This is a genomic window from Actinacidiphila guanduensis, assembly GCF_900103985.1.
GTDB classification, from domain to species: Bacteria; Actinomycetota; Actinomycetes; order Streptomycetales; family Streptomycetaceae; genus Actinacidiphila; species Actinacidiphila guanduensis.
Genome location: NZ_FNIE01000001.1, coordinates 351,127 through 367,217 on the forward strand (window position 1 = coordinate 351,127; position 16,091 = coordinate 367,217).

8 protein-coding genes are annotated in these 16,091 nt (G+C 74.2%); 3 read left to right on the plus strand and 5 right to left on the minus strand.

All coding sequences use genetic code 11. The annotated features are described in order from the left end of the window. Positions 1 to 177 precede the first annotated feature (177 nt). Both BLR33_RS01590 and araB read right to left on the minus strand, forming a co-directional pair. Positions 178 to 1,362: a cation diffusion facilitator family transporter gene (locus tag BLR33_RS01590; RefSeq protein ID WP_245771076.1), complete on the minus strand. Its 1,185-nt coding sequence runs from the start codon at positions 1,360 to 1,362 to the stop codon at positions 178 to 180. Positions 1,363 to 1,460: 98 nt separating this feature from the next. After that, positions 1,461 to 3,116, minus strand: a complete 1,656-nt coding sequence (araB, locus tag BLR33_RS01595; RefSeq protein WP_245771077.1) for a ribulokinase — start codon at positions 3,114 to 3,116, stop codon at positions 1,461 to 1,463. Positions 3,117 to 3,378: 262 nt separating this feature from the next. On the opposite strand from araB, the gene BLR33_RS37075 reads away from it, so the two are divergent. Next, complete coding sequence (locus BLR33_RS37075) at positions 3,379 to 6,945, plus strand: discoidin domain-containing protein (protein ID WP_107408825.1); 3,567 nt, start codon at positions 3,379 to 3,381, stop codon at positions 6,943 to 6,945. A 257-nt stretch (positions 6,946 to 7,202) separates the two neighbouring features. Beyond that, positions 7,203 to 8,843: an N-6 DNA methylase gene (locus BLR33_RS01610; RefSeq protein WP_093782386.1), complete on the plus strand. Its 1,641-nt coding sequence runs from the start codon at positions 7,203 to 7,205 to the stop codon at positions 8,841 to 8,843. 9 nt (positions 8,844 to 8,852) lie between these two features. On the opposite strand, the gene BLR33_RS01615 is transcribed toward BLR33_RS01610, so the two are convergent. From BLR33_RS01615 to BLR33_RS01625, 3 genes are all read right to left on the minus strand, one after another. Beyond that, positions 8,853 to 9,824, minus strand: a complete 972-nt coding sequence (locus BLR33_RS01615; RefSeq protein WP_093782387.1) for an acetylxylan esterase — start codon at positions 9,822 to 9,824, stop codon at positions 8,853 to 8,855. A 245-nt stretch (positions 9,825 to 10,069) separates the two neighbouring features. After that, the gene (locus BLR33_RS01620; protein ID WP_093782388.1) at positions 10,070 to 12,247 is read right to left on the minus strand and encodes a glycoside hydrolase family 3 N-terminal domain-containing protein; all 2,178 of its coding nucleotides are present in this window, start codon (positions 12,245 to 12,247) and stop codon (positions 10,070 to 10,072) included. A gap of 168 nt (positions 12,248 to 12,415) precedes the next feature. After that, a complete protein-coding gene (locus BLR33_RS01625; protein ID WP_093782389.1) occupies positions 12,416 to 13,588 on the minus strand; it encodes a LacI family DNA-binding transcriptional regulator in 1,173 nt (390 codons plus the stop codon). 731 nt (positions 13,589 to 14,319) lie between these two features. Between BLR33_RS01625 and BLR33_RS01630 the strand changes: the two genes are divergently transcribed. Next, complete coding sequence (locus BLR33_RS01630; RefSeq protein WP_093782390.1) at positions 14,320 to 15,957, plus strand: FAD-dependent oxidoreductase; 1,638 nt, start codon at positions 14,320 to 14,322, stop codon at positions 15,955 to 15,957. Positions 15,958 to 16,091: the final 134 nt, after the last annotated feature.

Sequence of the window (16,091 nt, forward strand, 5' to 3'; positions counted from 1 at the left end):
TCCGGCGGGCTGAACGGCCGCAACGGTTGGGCTGATTGACGGCGAGGCCCGGGGCGCCCTTCGTACGAAGGGGGCCCCGGGCCTCGCCGTTCGTCGGATCACCGGGCGCGTACGCACGGAGAGTTGGGGTTCCGCCGGGGGCCGGGGCGGTCCGGACGCGCGAACCGCCGTCCCCCGTCAGTGCGCGTGGTGATGGGCCAGGGCCGCGTGCGGGTCACCTGTGTGGGGCGGGTGGTCGGTGTGGACGGTGGCCGCGGTCAGCCGCGGCACCGCGTGGATCAGGGCGTGCTCCGCCCGTACGGCCAGGGCGTGCGCCTCCACCACCGTCAGGTCGGGGCGGACGACGATCTCGGCCTCCGCCCGCAGCGCGTGACCGATCCACCGCAGCCGCACCGTGCCGACGCCGAGCAGGCCGTCCACCCCGCGCAGGGCGGTCTCGGCGGTGTCCACCAGGCGCGGGTCCACCGAGTCCATCAGCCGCCGCCACACCTCGCGGACCGCGCCGCGCAGGACGGCGAGGATCGCCACGGTGATCAGCAGCCCCACCACGGGGTCGGCCCAGCGCAGGCCGAGCGCGGCTCCCGCGGCGCCCAGCAGAACGGCAAGGGAGGTGAAACCGTCGGTACGCGCGTGCAGCCCGTCGGCGACGAGGGCGGCCGAGCCGATCCTGCGGCCGGTGACGATACGGCGCCTGGCCACCCACTCGTTGCCGAGGAACCCGGCACCGGCCGCGGCCGCCACGGCCCACGGATGCGCGATGCCCTGCGGGTGCAGCAGCCGGTCGACGGCCTCGTAGCCGGCCAGCGCCGAGGACGCGGCGATGGTCAGCACGATCGCCACGCCCGCGAGGTCCTCCGCACGGCCGTAACCGTAGGTGTAGCGGCGGGTGGCCGCGCGGCGGCCGAGGACGAAGGCGATCCCGAGCGGCACCGCGGTCAGGGCGTCTGCGGCGTTGTGCACGGTGTCGCCGAGCAGCGCGACCGAGCCGGACACGGCGACGACGACGGCCTGCACGAGGGTGGTCAGACCGAGGACGCCGAACGAGACCCACAGGGTGCGCAGGCCCTCGCGCGAGGTCTCCAGCGCCGGGTCCACCTTGTCCATGGCCTCGTGGCTGTGCGGGGTGAGCAGGTGGGCGAGGCGGTGGCGCAGCCGGGCGCGGCGACCGGGGGCGTGGGTGTGCGGGCCCGCGTGCGCGTGGGTGCCGGCGTGGTCGTGGCCGTACGGTTCGGGGGCGTGGGCCTCCCCGTGGGGGTGCGGGTGCGTGTGCCGGTGGTCCCGCCGGTGGTCCCCGGGGCCGCCGTGCGCGTGGCCGCGGGGCTCTTCGTGCGCGTGGCCGTGGGTGTGCTCGCTGCCGTCCATGGTCCCACCGTGCCAGCTGCGGCCGATTGCAGCCATCACCGTCATACGCACGCTGACCAGGTGCGATGCTCTCGCAACAGCGCGGGCGGGGCACTTGGTCAGCCGGCGCGGCGGCGCAGCGTGCGCAGCCGGTGCATGAGGTCGCTGCCGCCGCGCCCGAAGTGGTCGTGCAACTCGGTGTAGGCGGCGTGGAGTTCGGCGTACGCGGCGGCCCGTGCGGGGTCGGGCAGGTAGGCGGAGCGGTGGGTGCGGGCCATGGCCGCGGAGGCGGTGCGCAGGTCCGGGTGGGCACCTGCGGCCACGGCGGCGTGGATCGCCGCGCCGAGCGCGGGGCCCTGGTCGGAGACGGTCACGTGCAGCGGGCGGTCCAACACGTCGGCATAGGTCTGCATCAGGAACCGGTTCTTCAACAGGCCCCCGGCGGCGGTGACTTCCTCGACGGGGACGCCCGCTTCCTCGTAGGCGGTCACGATCGTGCGGGTGCCGAAGGCGGTCGCCTCCACCAGGGCCCGGTAGATGTCCTCGGGGCGGGTGTCCAGGGTGAGGCCGACGATGAGACCGGACAGGTGGTGGTCGACCAGCACCGAGCGGTTGCCGCTGTGCCAGTCCAGCGCCAGCAGGCCGTGCCCGCCGACCGGTTGGCCCGCCGCCAGCTCCGTCAGCAGCTCGTGCACCTCGATGCCGCGCTCGCGCGCCTGCCGGGCGTACGGCTCGGGCACGGCCGTGCGGGCGGCCCAGGCGAAGATGTCGCCGACGCCGGACTGCCCCGCCTCGTAGCCCCACAGCCCGGGCACCACGCCGTCGCGCACCGCCCCGCACATGCCCGGGACGTCCGCGGGTGCCTCGGAGTTGACGATCAGGCAGGTCGAGGTGCCCATGATGGCGAGCAGGTGGCCGGGGTCCAGGGTGCCGGCGGCCGCGGCGGTGACATGGGCGTCGATGTGCCCGGCGGCGACCGGCAGCCCTTCGGGCAGGCCCGTGGCGGCGGCCGCCTGTGCGGTGAGCGCACCCGCGCGGGTGCCGGGGCGGGCGAGCGGCCCGGCCACCTTGGCGGTGATGTCGGCGAAGTCCGGGTGCACGGCGGAAAGGAAGGCGGGCGAGGGGTGATCGTCCTGGACCAGGCCCTTGTAGCCGGCGGTGCTCAGGCTGCGGTGCTCCTCGCCGGTCAGCCGCCACACGATCCAGTCGGCCGCCTCGATCCACCGCTCGGCGGCCGCGTAGACCTCGGGGTCCTCGCGCAGCACCTGCAGCGCCTTGGGGTGCTGCCACTCGCTGGACACCTTGCCGCCGTAGCGCGGCAGCCAGGGCTCCTTGCGCTCGGCGGCGACCGCCGTGATCAGGTCGGCCTCGGGCTGGGCCGCGTGGTGCCGCCACAACTTGGGGTAGGCGTGCGGGCGTTCGGCGAAGCGGGGCAGCTCGCAGAGCGGGGTGCCGCCGACGGTGGCGGGCAGCACCGTGCAGGAGGTGAAGTCGGTGCCGAGGCCCACGAGTTGGCCTGGCACCGCGTCGGCCCGCGCCAGCGCCTCACGGACCGCCCCGCCCAGCGCCTCCCACCAGTCCCCGGGCACCTGCAGGGCCCAGTCCGCGCCCAGCGCCGCCCCGCCGGCGGGCAGCCGCTCCGTCACGACGCCGTGCCGGTAGGCCCGTACCGCGCTCCCCCGCTCGCGCCCGTCGGCCACCGAGACGACGACGGCCCGCGCCGACAGCGTCCCGAAGTCCACCCCGACCACGACCTCGCCCCGCCTGTCCACCACGCCGCCTCCCGTTCTTCCCCGACCGAACCCCTCACCTTCACCACCGCGTCCCCCACAGGTCAACTTCGGCTCCGCCACAAGGGGTGCCCACCGGCGAACGAGCCGAAGGGCGCGGCCGGCGTCCGGAGGGCACCTCCGGAGAGCCCCCGTGTCCGCACCCGCGGCCGCGACCCCGTGCCTACGCCTTGACACTGACAGCGCCCTCACAGAGACTCCGGGAGAGCGCTCTCCCAATGCGCAACCCCCCACCCTGGAGTCGCAGATGACCCTCCTCCCCCGCGTCATGCGCGCCCTGCGCAGACGCCGACCACTCGTGGCCCTCGCCGCCGTCCTCGCCCTGGCGGTGGGCGGGCTGGTCGGCACCGGCACCGGCTCGGCCCAGGCGGCCGGCAGCCTGCTGTCGCAGGGCAAGACCGCCGTCGCCTCCTCCACCGAGAACGCCGGGACGCCGGCCTCGGCCGCCGTGGACGGCAACACCACCACCCGCTGGTCCAGCGCCGCTTCGGACCCCCAGTGGCTCCAGGTCGACCTCGGCGCCACCGACACGATCACCTCGGTCACCCTGAACTGGGAGACCGCCTACGCGACGGCGTTCAAAATCCAGGTCTCCACGGACGCGCAGAACTGGACGGACGTCTACTCCACGACCACCGGGCCCGGCGGCAACCAGACGCTGTCCGTAAACGGTTCCGGGCGGTACGTCCGGATGTACGGCACCGCCCGCGCCACCGGATACGGCTACTCCCTGTGGGAGTTCCAGGTCTACGGCTCGACCGGCACCTCGGGGTCCGGCTGCGGCACCACGGACGTGGCCCAGGGCAAGACGGCCACCGCCTCCTCCACCGAGAGCGGCGGCACCCCGGCCTCGGCCGCCGTGGACGGCGACGCCACCACCCGCTGGTCCAGCGCCGCTTCGGACCCGCAGTGGCTCCAAGTGGACCTGGGTGGCACCGCCGCGGTCTGCAAGGTCGCGCTGCAGTGGGAGACCGCGTACGCGACCGGCTTCAGGATCCAGGTCTCCGGTGACGGCCAGAACTGGACGGACATCTACTCCACGACCGCCGGGACGGGCGGCAACCAGACGCTCAACGTCACGGGCTCCGGCCGCTACATCCGGATGTACGGCACCGCCCGCGCCACCGGATACGGCTACTCCCTGTGGGAGTTCCAGGTCTACACCTCCGACGGCAGCGTCGGCGGGGGTGGCAACGGGGGCGGCACGGACGGCGGCACGACCGGCGGGGGCGGCAACCCCGGCGGCGGCGACTTCTCCGGCACCGTGATCTCCGCCTTCAAGCCGGTCACCGCCTCCTCCTACGAGGGCGGCAACGCGCCCGCCGCCGCCCTGGACGGCCGCACCACCACCCGCTGGTCCAGCCTCTACACCGACAACCAGTGGCTCCAGGTGGACCTCGGCAACGTCGGCACGATCTCCGGGGTGGTGCTCAACTGGGAGTCCGCGTACGGCAGCGGCTACCACATCGACGTCTCCGACAACGGCACCGCCTGGCAGACGCTCTACACCACGACCACCGGCAAGGGCGGCATCGAGAAGCTCCCGATCACCGGCACCGGCCGCTACGTGCGGCTGACCGGCACCGCCCGGGCCACCGGATACGGCTACTCGCTGTGGGAGTTCCAGGTCTACGGCACGGTGGACACCTCGGCCTCCACCCCGCCACTGCTGTCCGGCCCGACCAAACCGCCCGCCACCACCGGGCAGTTCGCGCTCAGCGCGCCCGCCGACAAGGCGATGGTCACCAACACCCGCCGCCCGCAGCTGTCCTGGGCGGCCGTATCGGGCGCGGCCCACTACGAGGTGTGGATCAACGTCAGCCGCACCGACTACGACTGGTCCGCCTCGGGCAGCCTGCTCGACCTCTACACGAAGGTCGCCGAGCCCACCGGCACCAGCTACACGCCCAGTTGGGACATCTCCGACCGCTGGACGTACAAGTGGTACGTGGTCGCGGTGACCGGCTCGGGCACCCGCACCACCTCCAACATCCGCCAGTTCAGCGTCTACCTGCCCGACATCGAGCAGGTGGACGACGGGGTGAACATCGTCAACGGGGCCCGGGACCTGAACAAGGACGGCACGATCGAGCCCTACGAGGACTGGCGGCTGCCGGTCGACACGCGGGTGAGCGACCTCCTCGGGCGGATGACGCTGGAGGAGAAGGCGTACCAGATGTTCTACAACGTGCAGCAGTACCCCATGTCCGGCTGGCACTTCGGGCCCGCGCAGCCGGGCGACCTGAACAATGTGCTGCTCTCCACCGCCGCCACCCGGCTGGGCATCCCGCCGGTCTCGGCGGGCGACACCACCGCCGGCTACCAGACCACCTATCCGCTGCAGAGCACCCTGGCGGCCGGCAAGGACTACCCGCTCGACTACCAACTGGGCAACATGCAGCGCAAGGAGGAGCTGGAGGTCGGCGCGCGCGGCACCCTCTCCCCGCTCGCCGAGGTCGGCACCAAGGTGCTCTACCCGCGCATCCAGGAGGGCGGCGGTGAGAACGCCGACGTGGCCGCGGCCCAACTCAAGGCGCTGGTCGCGGGTTTGCAGGGCGGTCCGGAGCTGAACCCGTCCTCGGTGCTGGCCACGGTGAAGCACTGGCCGGGCGAGGGCGCGGGCGGCGAGGCCGGCATCGTCTACGACGGGGTGACGATCAAGTACCACATGATCCCGTTCAAGGCGGCGATCGACGCCGGCGCGGTGAACATCATGCCGGGCTACGCGGGCAGTTCGTATCTCGACCCGGGCGGCCCCGGCGCGGGCGACAGCGCGAAGATCATCGCCTACCTGCGGCAGAACATCGGCTACACCGGGCTGATCACCACCGACTGGCTGCCCTCGGGCTCGTGGATCAACGCGGCGAACGCCGGCTCGGACGTGATGGGCGGCGCCGACCCGGGCGCCACCGGATTCACCATGGCGAGCTTCGAGCAGCAGGTGCCCCAGTCGCGGATCGACGACGCGGTCGGGCGCATCCTGAAGCTCAAGTTCGAGCTGGGGATCTTCGACCACCCCTACGGCGACCCGGTCAACGGCCCGTTCCGCTTCCACCAGCCGAGCTACGTCGCGCTCGCCAACCAGGCCGCGCGCGAGTCGGACACGCTGCTGAAGAACGACGGCGTGCTGCCGGTCAAGCTCACTGCGGGCGACAACATCGTGGTGACCGGCGACCGGGCGACCGACGGCGCGTCCTGCTGCATCTGGTCCAGCTACTTCCACCCGGACTACGGCTCGCTGGACATGCTGGACGCGATCAAGCAGAGAGCGGCGACGGCCGGGGTCAACGTGTACCAGGACACCGGGCCGAACCCGAAGCTGGCGATCGTGAACGTGGGCGAGCCGTCGTACACCCACGCCACCGCCTGGCCGGACACCCAGCCGTACCTGCCGGCCGACCAGGAGGCGCTGATCCAGAAGTTCAAGAGTCAGGGCATCCCGGTGGTCGTCGTGCTCACCCTGCCCAGGCCGATCGTGATCAGCGACTGGAACTCGCTGGCGGACGCGATCGTGGTGACCTACCGGGGCGGCGAGGAGGTGGGCCCGGCCACGGCGAGCCTGCTCTTCGGCGACTACACCCCGCACGGCCATCTGCCCTGGCAGCTGCCGCGCAGCCTGGACCAGGTGCTCAAGCCGGGCGGCGGCGACACCCCGGCCGACGCGAACGAGGCGTGGGACCTGCCGTACGACCTGGGCGCGACCGACGCCGAACGGGCCGACATCCGCGCGAAGATCGACGCGGGGCAGACGGTGCCGACGACGTACGGCAACCCGCTGTACGCCTACGGGGCCGGCATCACGAGCTGGAGCTGACGCCGCTCGCCGATGCCGTCCGCAGGACCGGGCCCGGCCGCCTGACCGGCCGGCCCGTGTGAAGGGCGCCGCCCGCCTCCGGCTGCCGTGCCGGGGCGTGCGGCGCCCCTTCGTCTGCGATGGACCGCTTGCGCGCCGGTCCCGCCCGGCTCCCGATTCCCGGGCGTACACGGGCAACTCGGGTGATGGCGGTCTGTGTACGACGCCAACACACCGAACACTGGAGCCCGATCGCATGGGCGTGTACGGTGGCGGGCATGAGCGTCGACGCACACGCGGCCGGGGAGCCACTGGTCACGGGTGCGGAGATCGCCCGGCTGGCGGGGGTGACACGGGCGGCGGTGTCCAACTGGCGGCGCCGCCACGACGACTTCCCGGCGCCCGCGGGCGGCCGCGCCAACAGCCCGCTGTTCCTGCTGTCGGAGGTGCGCGCCTGGCTCGCCCGGCAGGACAAGGTGCAGGAGGTCTCCGCCGAGGCGCGGCTGTGGCAGCTGATCGGCGCGGAGTACGGCGACGACGTCGTGCAGGGCCTGGCCGCGGTGGCGCGGCTGCTCGCCGACGGATGCCCGCCGCCGGGCCTGAGCCCCGAGCTGGTCGACCACACCCGGCGCACCGCCGAACTGGCGCCCGCCGCCGAGGTGGTGGCCGGGCTCACCGAGCGGTTCCTGGACTCCTCGCGCCGCTCGGGCACCGACCACATCACCTCGGCCCGGATCGTGGCCGCCGTACGGCACTTCACCGAGCCGGTCGCACCGGACGCCGTCCTCTTCGACCCGGCCTGCGGTATCGGCACCCTGCTGCTGGCGCTCGGCCCCGCGTCGGGCCCGGCCCGCTTCGGCCAGGAGGTCGACCCCGCGATGGCCGAGTTCGCCGCGCTGCGGGCCGGGCTCACCGGGCGCGAGCCGACCCGTATCCGCTCGGGCGACTCGCTGCGGGCCGACCGCTGGCCGGAGTTGACGGCAGACCTGGTGGTGTGCGATCCGCCGGTCGCCTGGCCGGACTGGGGCCGCGAGGAGCTGCTGCTGGACGGGCGCTGGGAGTTGGGCATCCCCTCGCGGGCCGAGGGCGAACTGGCCTGGCTCCAGCACGCGTACGCGCACACCGCGCCCGGCGGGCGGACGGTGGTGGTGATGCCGGCGTCGGTCGCCTACCGCAAGGCGGGCCGGCGGATCCGCGCGGAGCTGGTGCGGCGCGGCATCCTCACCCAGGTGGTGGGGCTGCCGCCGGGCACGGCCACCGGCCACTCGCTGCCGGTGCACCTGTGGTTCCTGGTGCGGCCGGTCGCCGAGGGCGCGCAGGCGGTGCGCATGGTGGACCTGAGCGCGAACCGCCCGGAGGACCCGTTCGACCCGCAGCCGGCGCAGGTGGTGGAGGTGCCGCTGATCGACCTGCTGGACGACGTGGTCGACCTCACCCCGGCCTCCCACGTGGCGGGCGTCCACCGCGACTACGCCGCCGAGTACGCGGCGCTGCGGGCCGCGGCGCTGGCCCGGCTCGCCGCTCTCGGCGACGCGCTGCCGCCGCTCGCCCGGGGCGCCGGCGCGGGCAGCCTGGAGAGCGCGTCGGTGGGGGTCGCCGACCTCGCCCGGGCGGGCCTGGTGGAGTTCGCGGAGGGCTCGCCCGTCTCGACGAGCGACCAGCTCGACACCGACTTCCTCCACGGCTTCCTGCTGGGCGCGGCGGCCAGACGCCGCGCCACGGCGACCACGTCCCGCCTCGATGTGCGCGGCGCCCGCGTCCCCCAGATGCCGCTGCCCGAGCAGCGCCGCTACGGCACGGCGTTCCGTGCCCTGCTCGCCGCCGAGGAGGCCGCCCGCGACCTGGCGGCCCTCTACGCGGACGCGGCCGCCTTGGCCCGCGAGGCGCTGGCGAACGGCTCGCTGGTCCCGCCGGAGTAGCCCGGGCGCTCAGCCCAGCGCCTTCTCCAGGAACCGTATCTGCTCGTCCGTCTGGTAGGCCCCGCCCTGCTCGTGGCCGTTGAACTTCCACACCCGGATGTCCTTGTGCGGCCCGCCCCAGCGGTTGTAGGCGGCGAAGACCGTGGAGGGCGGGCAGACGGCGTCCATCAGGGCGACGGAGAACAGCGCGGGGGCTGTCGCGCGGGCGGCGAGGTTGACGCCGTCGAAGTAGTCGAGGGTGGCGAACGCCTCCTGCTCGCGGTGGCGTTGGGTCCGCACGAAGGTGACCAGTTCGGAGTACGGCCCGGCGTCGGTGATCTCCGCCGCCCGCCGGAAGTGGCACAGGAACGGCACGTCGAGCAGCGCGGCCGCCACCGGGCCGCCGAGCGCGGCCGCTGCGAGGGCGATGCCGCCGCCCTGGCTGCCGCCGTAGACGGCGATCCGTTCCGGGTCGATCCGCGGGTGGGCGCGGGCGGTGTCCACGGCCCGCACGGCGTCGGTGAACAGCCGCCGGTAGTAGGAGGTCTGCGGGGACTCGATGCCGCGGGTGAGGTAGCCGGGGGTGTGCGGGGCGCCGGCGGGCGCGGGGTCGGGTGTCACCGCGTGGGTGTGGCCGCCGCTGCCCTGGCCCCGGTTGTCCATCACGAGGTTGGCGTACCCGGCCGCGGACCAGGTCAGGTACTCGTGCGGGAAGCCGCGGCCGCCCTGGTAGCCGATGAACTCCACTACGCAGGGCAGCGGGCCCTCGGTGTGCCGGGGCAGCAGCAGCCAGGCGCGCACCGGTTGGCCCGCGTAACCGGTGAAGGTGACGTCGAAGACGTCCACTGTGCGCAGGCCGCTCGCGTAGGGCGCGAACTGCGCGGGGGCCGCCTGGGCGCGGGCGTCGGCGAGCGTGCGCTGCCAGAAGTCGTCGAAGTCGGCGGGCTCGCTGGGCTCGGGGCGGTAGGAGCGCAGCTCGGCCAGGGGCATGTCGATGAGCATGGTGGGCCTGTTCGGTGCGGGCCGCGGGGTGCGGACGCGGCGGGCGGGCAAGGGGGTCGGGGTGGCGCGAGCCGTTCGGGTCGGGCGCGCGAGCGGTTCGGTGGCAGGGGCGGTCGGGTGACGGCCGGCCGGGCGGGGTCCGGCTTCGTGCGCTCCCGGCCTCCTCCGGTGCCGGCCGCGCCGGGCCCGGTTTCGTGCGGTCGGGCGTCGTACGGCCGGGCTCGTACGGGTCGGCTTCGCGCGTCTCAGCCGGTGAGCGTCAGGTCGAGCCGTGCCGTCGCCCGCGAGTCGGCTCCCACGTACACCTCGATCCGGCCCGGCTCCAGGACCGGTTCCGTGCTGTTCGCCGTGTGGAAGCCCAAGTCCTCGGCGCCCAGCGGGAAGCGGACCTCCGCCGATTCGCCCGGGCGCAGTGTCACCCGCTCGAATCCGCGCAGCCTGCGCACCGGTTGGACCTGGGACGCCACCGGATCGTGCACGTAGAGCTGGACGACCTCGTCGCCGCTGCGGGTACCGGTGTTCGTCACTTCGGCGGTGATCTCGATCCGCCGCCCCGCGGCGAGGTCGGCGACCGCGATCCCGGGCGAGGCGCACCGCGGTGCGGAGATCGCGAACTCCGTGTAGCTCAGGCCGTGTCCGAAGGGGAAGCGCGGTCCGTGCGGCAGGTCGAGGTAGCCGGAGGTGAAGGGGCGGTCCGGGTGGTCGGGGTCGGCGGGCCGGCCGGTGCGCTCGTGGTCGTAGGACAGCGGGAGTTGGCCCACCGAGCGCGGCAGGGTCGCGGGCAGCTTCCCGCCGGGCGGCACGTCGCCGAGGAGGACGTCGGCGAGTGCGGGCCCGGCTTCGATGCCGCCGTGCCAGGCGAGCAGCACCGCGGGCGCCCGGTCGATCCACTCCTCGACGACCAGCGGCCGCCCCGCGACGACCACGACCGCGAACGGCCGCCCGGTGTCGGCCACCTGGGCGATCAGCCGCTCCTGCTCCGGCGGCAGCCGCAGGTCCGCCCGCGAGGACGCCTCACCGCTCAGCGCGGAGGGTTCGCCGACCACGACCAGGACGGCCTCGGCGCCCTCGGCCGCAGCCACCGCCTCCTCGCCGCATCCGGCGTACCGGATGTCGAGGCCGGGAGCGGCCTCGCTCAGCGACTCCAGCACGCTGCGGGCCGGGAAGCGGGACTCGCCGGGGCCTGCCCAGGTGCCGTGCAGGTCGGGCGAGTCCGCGTACGGGCCGACCACCGCGAGGGAGCCGCCCGTACGGCGCAGTGGCAGCACTCCGCCGTCGTTCTTCAGCAGCACCGCGCAGCGGGCGGCGGCCCGGCGCGCTGCCGCGCGGGTGGCCGCGGTGGGACCGCTCGGCGCCGCGCGCTCCTCGACGTACGGCCGCTCGAACAGCCCCAGCCGGGACTTGAGCCGCAGCACCCGCACCACCGCCTCGTCCAGGCGCTCCTCGCTGATCAGCCCGGCGTCGAGCAGGCGCGGGCCGTTCTCCGCGAGGTGGGTGCCGGCCATCTCCATGTCCAGACCAGCGGTGAAGGCGAGCCGGGCCGCGTCGGCGCCGTCGGCGGCCAGGCCGTGCACCATCAGCTCGTGCACCCCGCCCCAGTCGCTCACCACCACGCCGTCGAACCCCCACTCGCCGCGCAGCACCCCGTCCAGCAGCTCGCGATGGGCGTGAGCGGGCACGCCGTTGACGGTGGTGAACGCCGCCATCACCGTGGCCGCGCCCGCCTCGACTGCGGCGCGGAAGGGGGGCAGGTACACGTTGCGCAGCCGCTGCCAGGAAACATCGACGGTGTTGTAGTCCCGGCCGCCCTCCACGGCTCCGTAGGCGGCGAAGTGCTTGGCGCAGGCCGCCAGCCGGTCGGGCGCGGCGGGCCCGTTGGGGCCCTGGTAACCGCGGACCTTGGCGGCGGTGAGCACGGAGGTCAGGTACACGTCCTCGCCGCTGCTCTCGGCGATGCGGCCCCAGCGCGGCTCGCGGGTGACGTCGGCCATGGGGGCGAACGTCCAGTGCACGCCGTGGGCCCGGGCTTCCGCGGCCGACACCTCGGCGTCGGCGGCGGCCACCGCGGGGTCGAAACTCGCCGCCTGCGCGAGGGGGATGGGGAAGGTGGTCCAGAAGCCGTGGACGACGTCGAGGCCGAAGACGAGCGGGATGCCGAGGGGGGACTCCTCGACGGCGATCCGCTGCAGCGCGTTGGTCTCCCTGGCCCCGTGCAGGTTGAGCACGGACCCGAGCCGGCCCGCGCGAGCGGCGCCGGCGACCAGCGCGTTCTGCCCGCCGCCGGGCCCGGTCTCCCCGTTCCACGCGAGCTGCTGCAGCTGCCCGAACTTCTCGGCGACGCTCATCCGCCCCACCAGCTCGGCGATCCGCGCCTCGTCCTTCCCGCGGTCGCCCCGCTGGCTGTCGTCCGGTCCGTACGGCATGGCTGTCAAGCCCCCCAAAGATGTGCGCTGGCGGATGCGACCCCCGACGATAATGCGCTTTATTAACCACCGCAACGGCTCCCGCCCCCACCGGTCCGGCCCGCTGCTCACTGGGAACGGTGACGGCTGCGTCCTGCGGTGCGGCCCGCCGGGCGCCGCAGCGGACGGCTACGGGCCCAGGGTGACGCCCGTGCGGAGACCGCAGTCCAGGGTCGAGCGGAGGGGAGCCTCCACGGGGGTGGCCAGCAGGCGGAGGAGAAGGCGGACCGCCTCCTGGCCCATCTCCCGGCGGGGGATGTGGAGTTCGGCGAGGTCGGAGACCTGGGGCTGCTCGGGGGTGCCGCTCAGGCCGACCAGGGCGAGGTCGGCGGGCACCGCGAGGCCCGCGGCAAGAGCGGCCGCGCGGATCGCCGCCGCGTCCGTGCTCACCTCCACCACCAGGGCCGTGGTGCCGTGCGCCGCCGTCCACCGGAGCAGGTCGGCGATGCCCGGCAGGGTGGCGTCGGCCTCGGGTTCGGCGCCCGGCGCCGGGGTGCCCAGGGTGAGCACCGGCGTCTCCTCGGCGGTCAGGCCGAGTTCGGCCCGCGAGGCGCGAAATCCCGCCCGCCGCCCGGGGATTCCCTCGAAGCCGCCCGCGCTCTGCACGAAGCCGATCCGGCGGTGGCCGCGCGCGACCAGGTCGGCGACGATCGCCACGGTGCCACCGAAGTAGTCGGCCGCGACGTACGACAGGTCCACGCCGGGGATCTCGCGGTGCCCGACGAAGACGAACGGATACGACTCGTCGGTGAGCCGGGACAGCTCCTGCGCCGACTCGTTGACCCCGATGAGCACCGAACCGTCCGCCAGTTGCAGGCTGTTGACCCCGTCGGCGTAGATCGACCGCTCGCTCCTGCGGTCCTTGGAGCCCGTCACCAGCAGCAGGTTGTAGCCCGCCCGCTCGGCCTCCTCCTCGATGCCGATCAGGAACTCGTAGTAGAAGTCCCGGCTCTCCAGCGGGAAGATCGGCTGGTAGGTGAAGACGCCGATCAGGCGGTTGCTGCCGCGGGCGAGGTTGCGGGCGGCGATGTTCGGCACGTAGCCGAGTTCGCGGATGGAGCGGCGCACCCGGTCGCGGGTGGCGTCGCTGACCCGGATCGAACCGTAGTCGCGGCCGTTGATCACCGAGGACACGATGCCGGTCGACACGCCGGCGTGCCGCGCCACGTCCGACTGGGTGATCTTCTTGCGGGCACCGCTCTCGGCCCCGCCGCTCGTACCGCCGGTACGGCTGCCGCGGCCCGCGCGCGACGCCTTCCGGCCCTCGCCCGCGCCCTCCGCGGCACTCTCCTTCGCCACCATGCCTCCCTCACCGCTGCCTCACCACTGCCCGCGAACCCGTACGGCCCGAAGCGTCACCGGGCCCCCACGGCACCGGAAACCTACCGCGCCCCGCGCCTGCCCCACCGCCCCGCGCGCCGCCGACCCGGTACACGCCGCGGCACCGTGTACGAAGACGAAGCCCCGCAGTGCCGGACCCGCTTCTCGCCAGCCCCACGCGTGGCGCCGGCCCGGGACCACCGCCGGCACCGTGTACGAAGGCGGCGGCACCGAACCCCCGCCCCGGCCGCCCGGGGGACCCGCCCGGGAGACGCCCCCGGCACGGCACACGAAGGCGAAGCCCAAGAGCCCGGCCCCGACACCCCCGCGAAGCGGAGGCCGAGGCGCCCGCACGGGCCCGGCGGCCCGGAGTGCGCCCGCTCCGGAGCCCCGCGAGCGGGGCACCCCCGAGTCGAAGGGCACCGTGGAACACCCCCTGAGCCGCGCAGCGAAATTTCTTCGGTCCACTCGTTGACACCCTAACGCGGCGAGCCTAGGTTAACCGCATTGGTTGATGCGCTTTATCACCCGGAAACACAGGCCAGGGAGCACAAGGCCGCCGCCCCCGCCACCGCCCTTGCCCGCAGGGGCGGTTGACCGCCGGCAGCGTCTCCGCGGCCCCCGCATCGACCCCCACATCGCGTTCTGCGGACGGGCCGGGCCCTGCCCTCGGGCAGCCCCCGGCCGGAAGTCCCCCGGCGGAAAGGTTCCCCATGACGGTGCAGGAGACGGCGCAGGAGACCGACGTCCTCGTGGTCGGCGGCGGGCTCGGCGGCGTGGCGGCCGCGCTCGCGGCCGCCCGGCTCGGCCGCCGGGTCGTGCTGACCGAGGAGTCGCCCTGGCTCGGCGGCCAGATGACCTCGCAGGCCGTGCCGCCGGACGAGCACCCCTGGATCGAGACCGAGGGCGCCACCCGCAGCTACCGGCGGCTGCGCCGGAACATCCGCGACTACTACCGCCGCAACTACGACCTCAACGACGACGCCCTGGTCACCTCGGTGCTCAACCCCGGCGGCGGCGGGGTCAGCCCCATCTGCCACGAGCCCGCCGTGGGCGTCACCGCCATCGCCGAACTGCTCGCTCCTTTCCGTTCCGACGCCCAGCTCACCGTGCTCACCGAGCACGAGCCGGTCGCCGCGGAGACCGAGGGCGACCAGGTCGTCTCCGTCACCCTGCGCGCCCGCCGGACCGGCGAGCAGGTCACCCTCACCGCCCCGTACATCCTGGACGCCACCGAGCTCGGCGACCTGCTGGAGCTGGCCGGGGTGGAGCACGTGACCGGCGCCGAGAGCCGCGACGAGACCGGCGAGCCGCACGCCCTGGACGGGCCGGCCGACCCGCTGGACCAGCAGTCCTTCACCTGGTGCTTCGCCGTGGACTACCACCCGGAGGCGGACTTCACCATCGACCGCCCCGCGGACTACGACTTCTGGCGCGCCTACCGGCCGGACTTCTGGCCGGCGCCGCTGCTGTCGTGGGAGGACGTCATCCCGCAGACGCTCGCGCCGCGCCGGGAGGCGATCTTCGAGCACCCCGACTCCCCGCGCGGCCACGTCACCGCCGACCGGTGGAACTTCCGCCGGATCTTCTCGGCCGCCAACTACCGCCCCGGGCGCTACGGGAGCGATGTCACGCTCGTCAACTGGCCGCAGATCGACTACATGGAGGGCCCTCTCATCGGCGTGGACGACGCCACCCGCGAGCGGCACCTGGAGGCGTCCCGCCGGCAGAGCCTGTCCTTCCTGTACTGGATGCAGACCGAGGCGCCCCGGCTCGACGGCGGCACCGGGTACAAGGGCCTGCGGCTGCGCGGCGATGTGCTCGGCACCGACGACGGCCTCGCCATGCGCCCCTACATCCGCGAATCGCGGCGCATCCGCGCGGAGTTCACGGTGCTGGAGCAGCACGTGGGGGTGCAGGCGCGGGCCGAGGCGGGGCTGCCGGCCGGCGCGGAGCCGTTCGCCGACACGGTGGGCACCGGCTCGTACCGGATCGACCTGCACCCCAGTTCCGGCGGCCGCAGCGGGCCGCGCACGTACATCGACATCGCCGACCACCCGTTCCAGATACCGCTGGGCGCGCTGATCCCGCAGCGGGTGGAGAACCTGCTGCCGGCGAACAAGAACATCGGCACCACGCACATCACCAACGGCTGCTACCGGCTGCACCCGGTGGAGTGGACGATCGGCGAGGCCGCGGGCGCGCTGGCCGCGCACTGCCTGAACTCCGGCAGCACCCCGCGCAAGGTCCGCAACGATCCGGCGCTGCTGGCCGACTTCCAGCGGCTGCTGCGGACCCGGCTGGGCTTCCAGCTGACCTGGCCCGAGCACCTGCGGACCGCACAGCGCTGACACCGCCCGCGGCCCCCACTCGCCCCGTACCCGCGCAGGGGCGCGCCGCCCGAACCTCGCCCGCACCGCGTCGCGATGGGCGCGTTGCCCCTGCGAACTCCCCCGCACCGCATCCAGATGATCAGTACGACTCA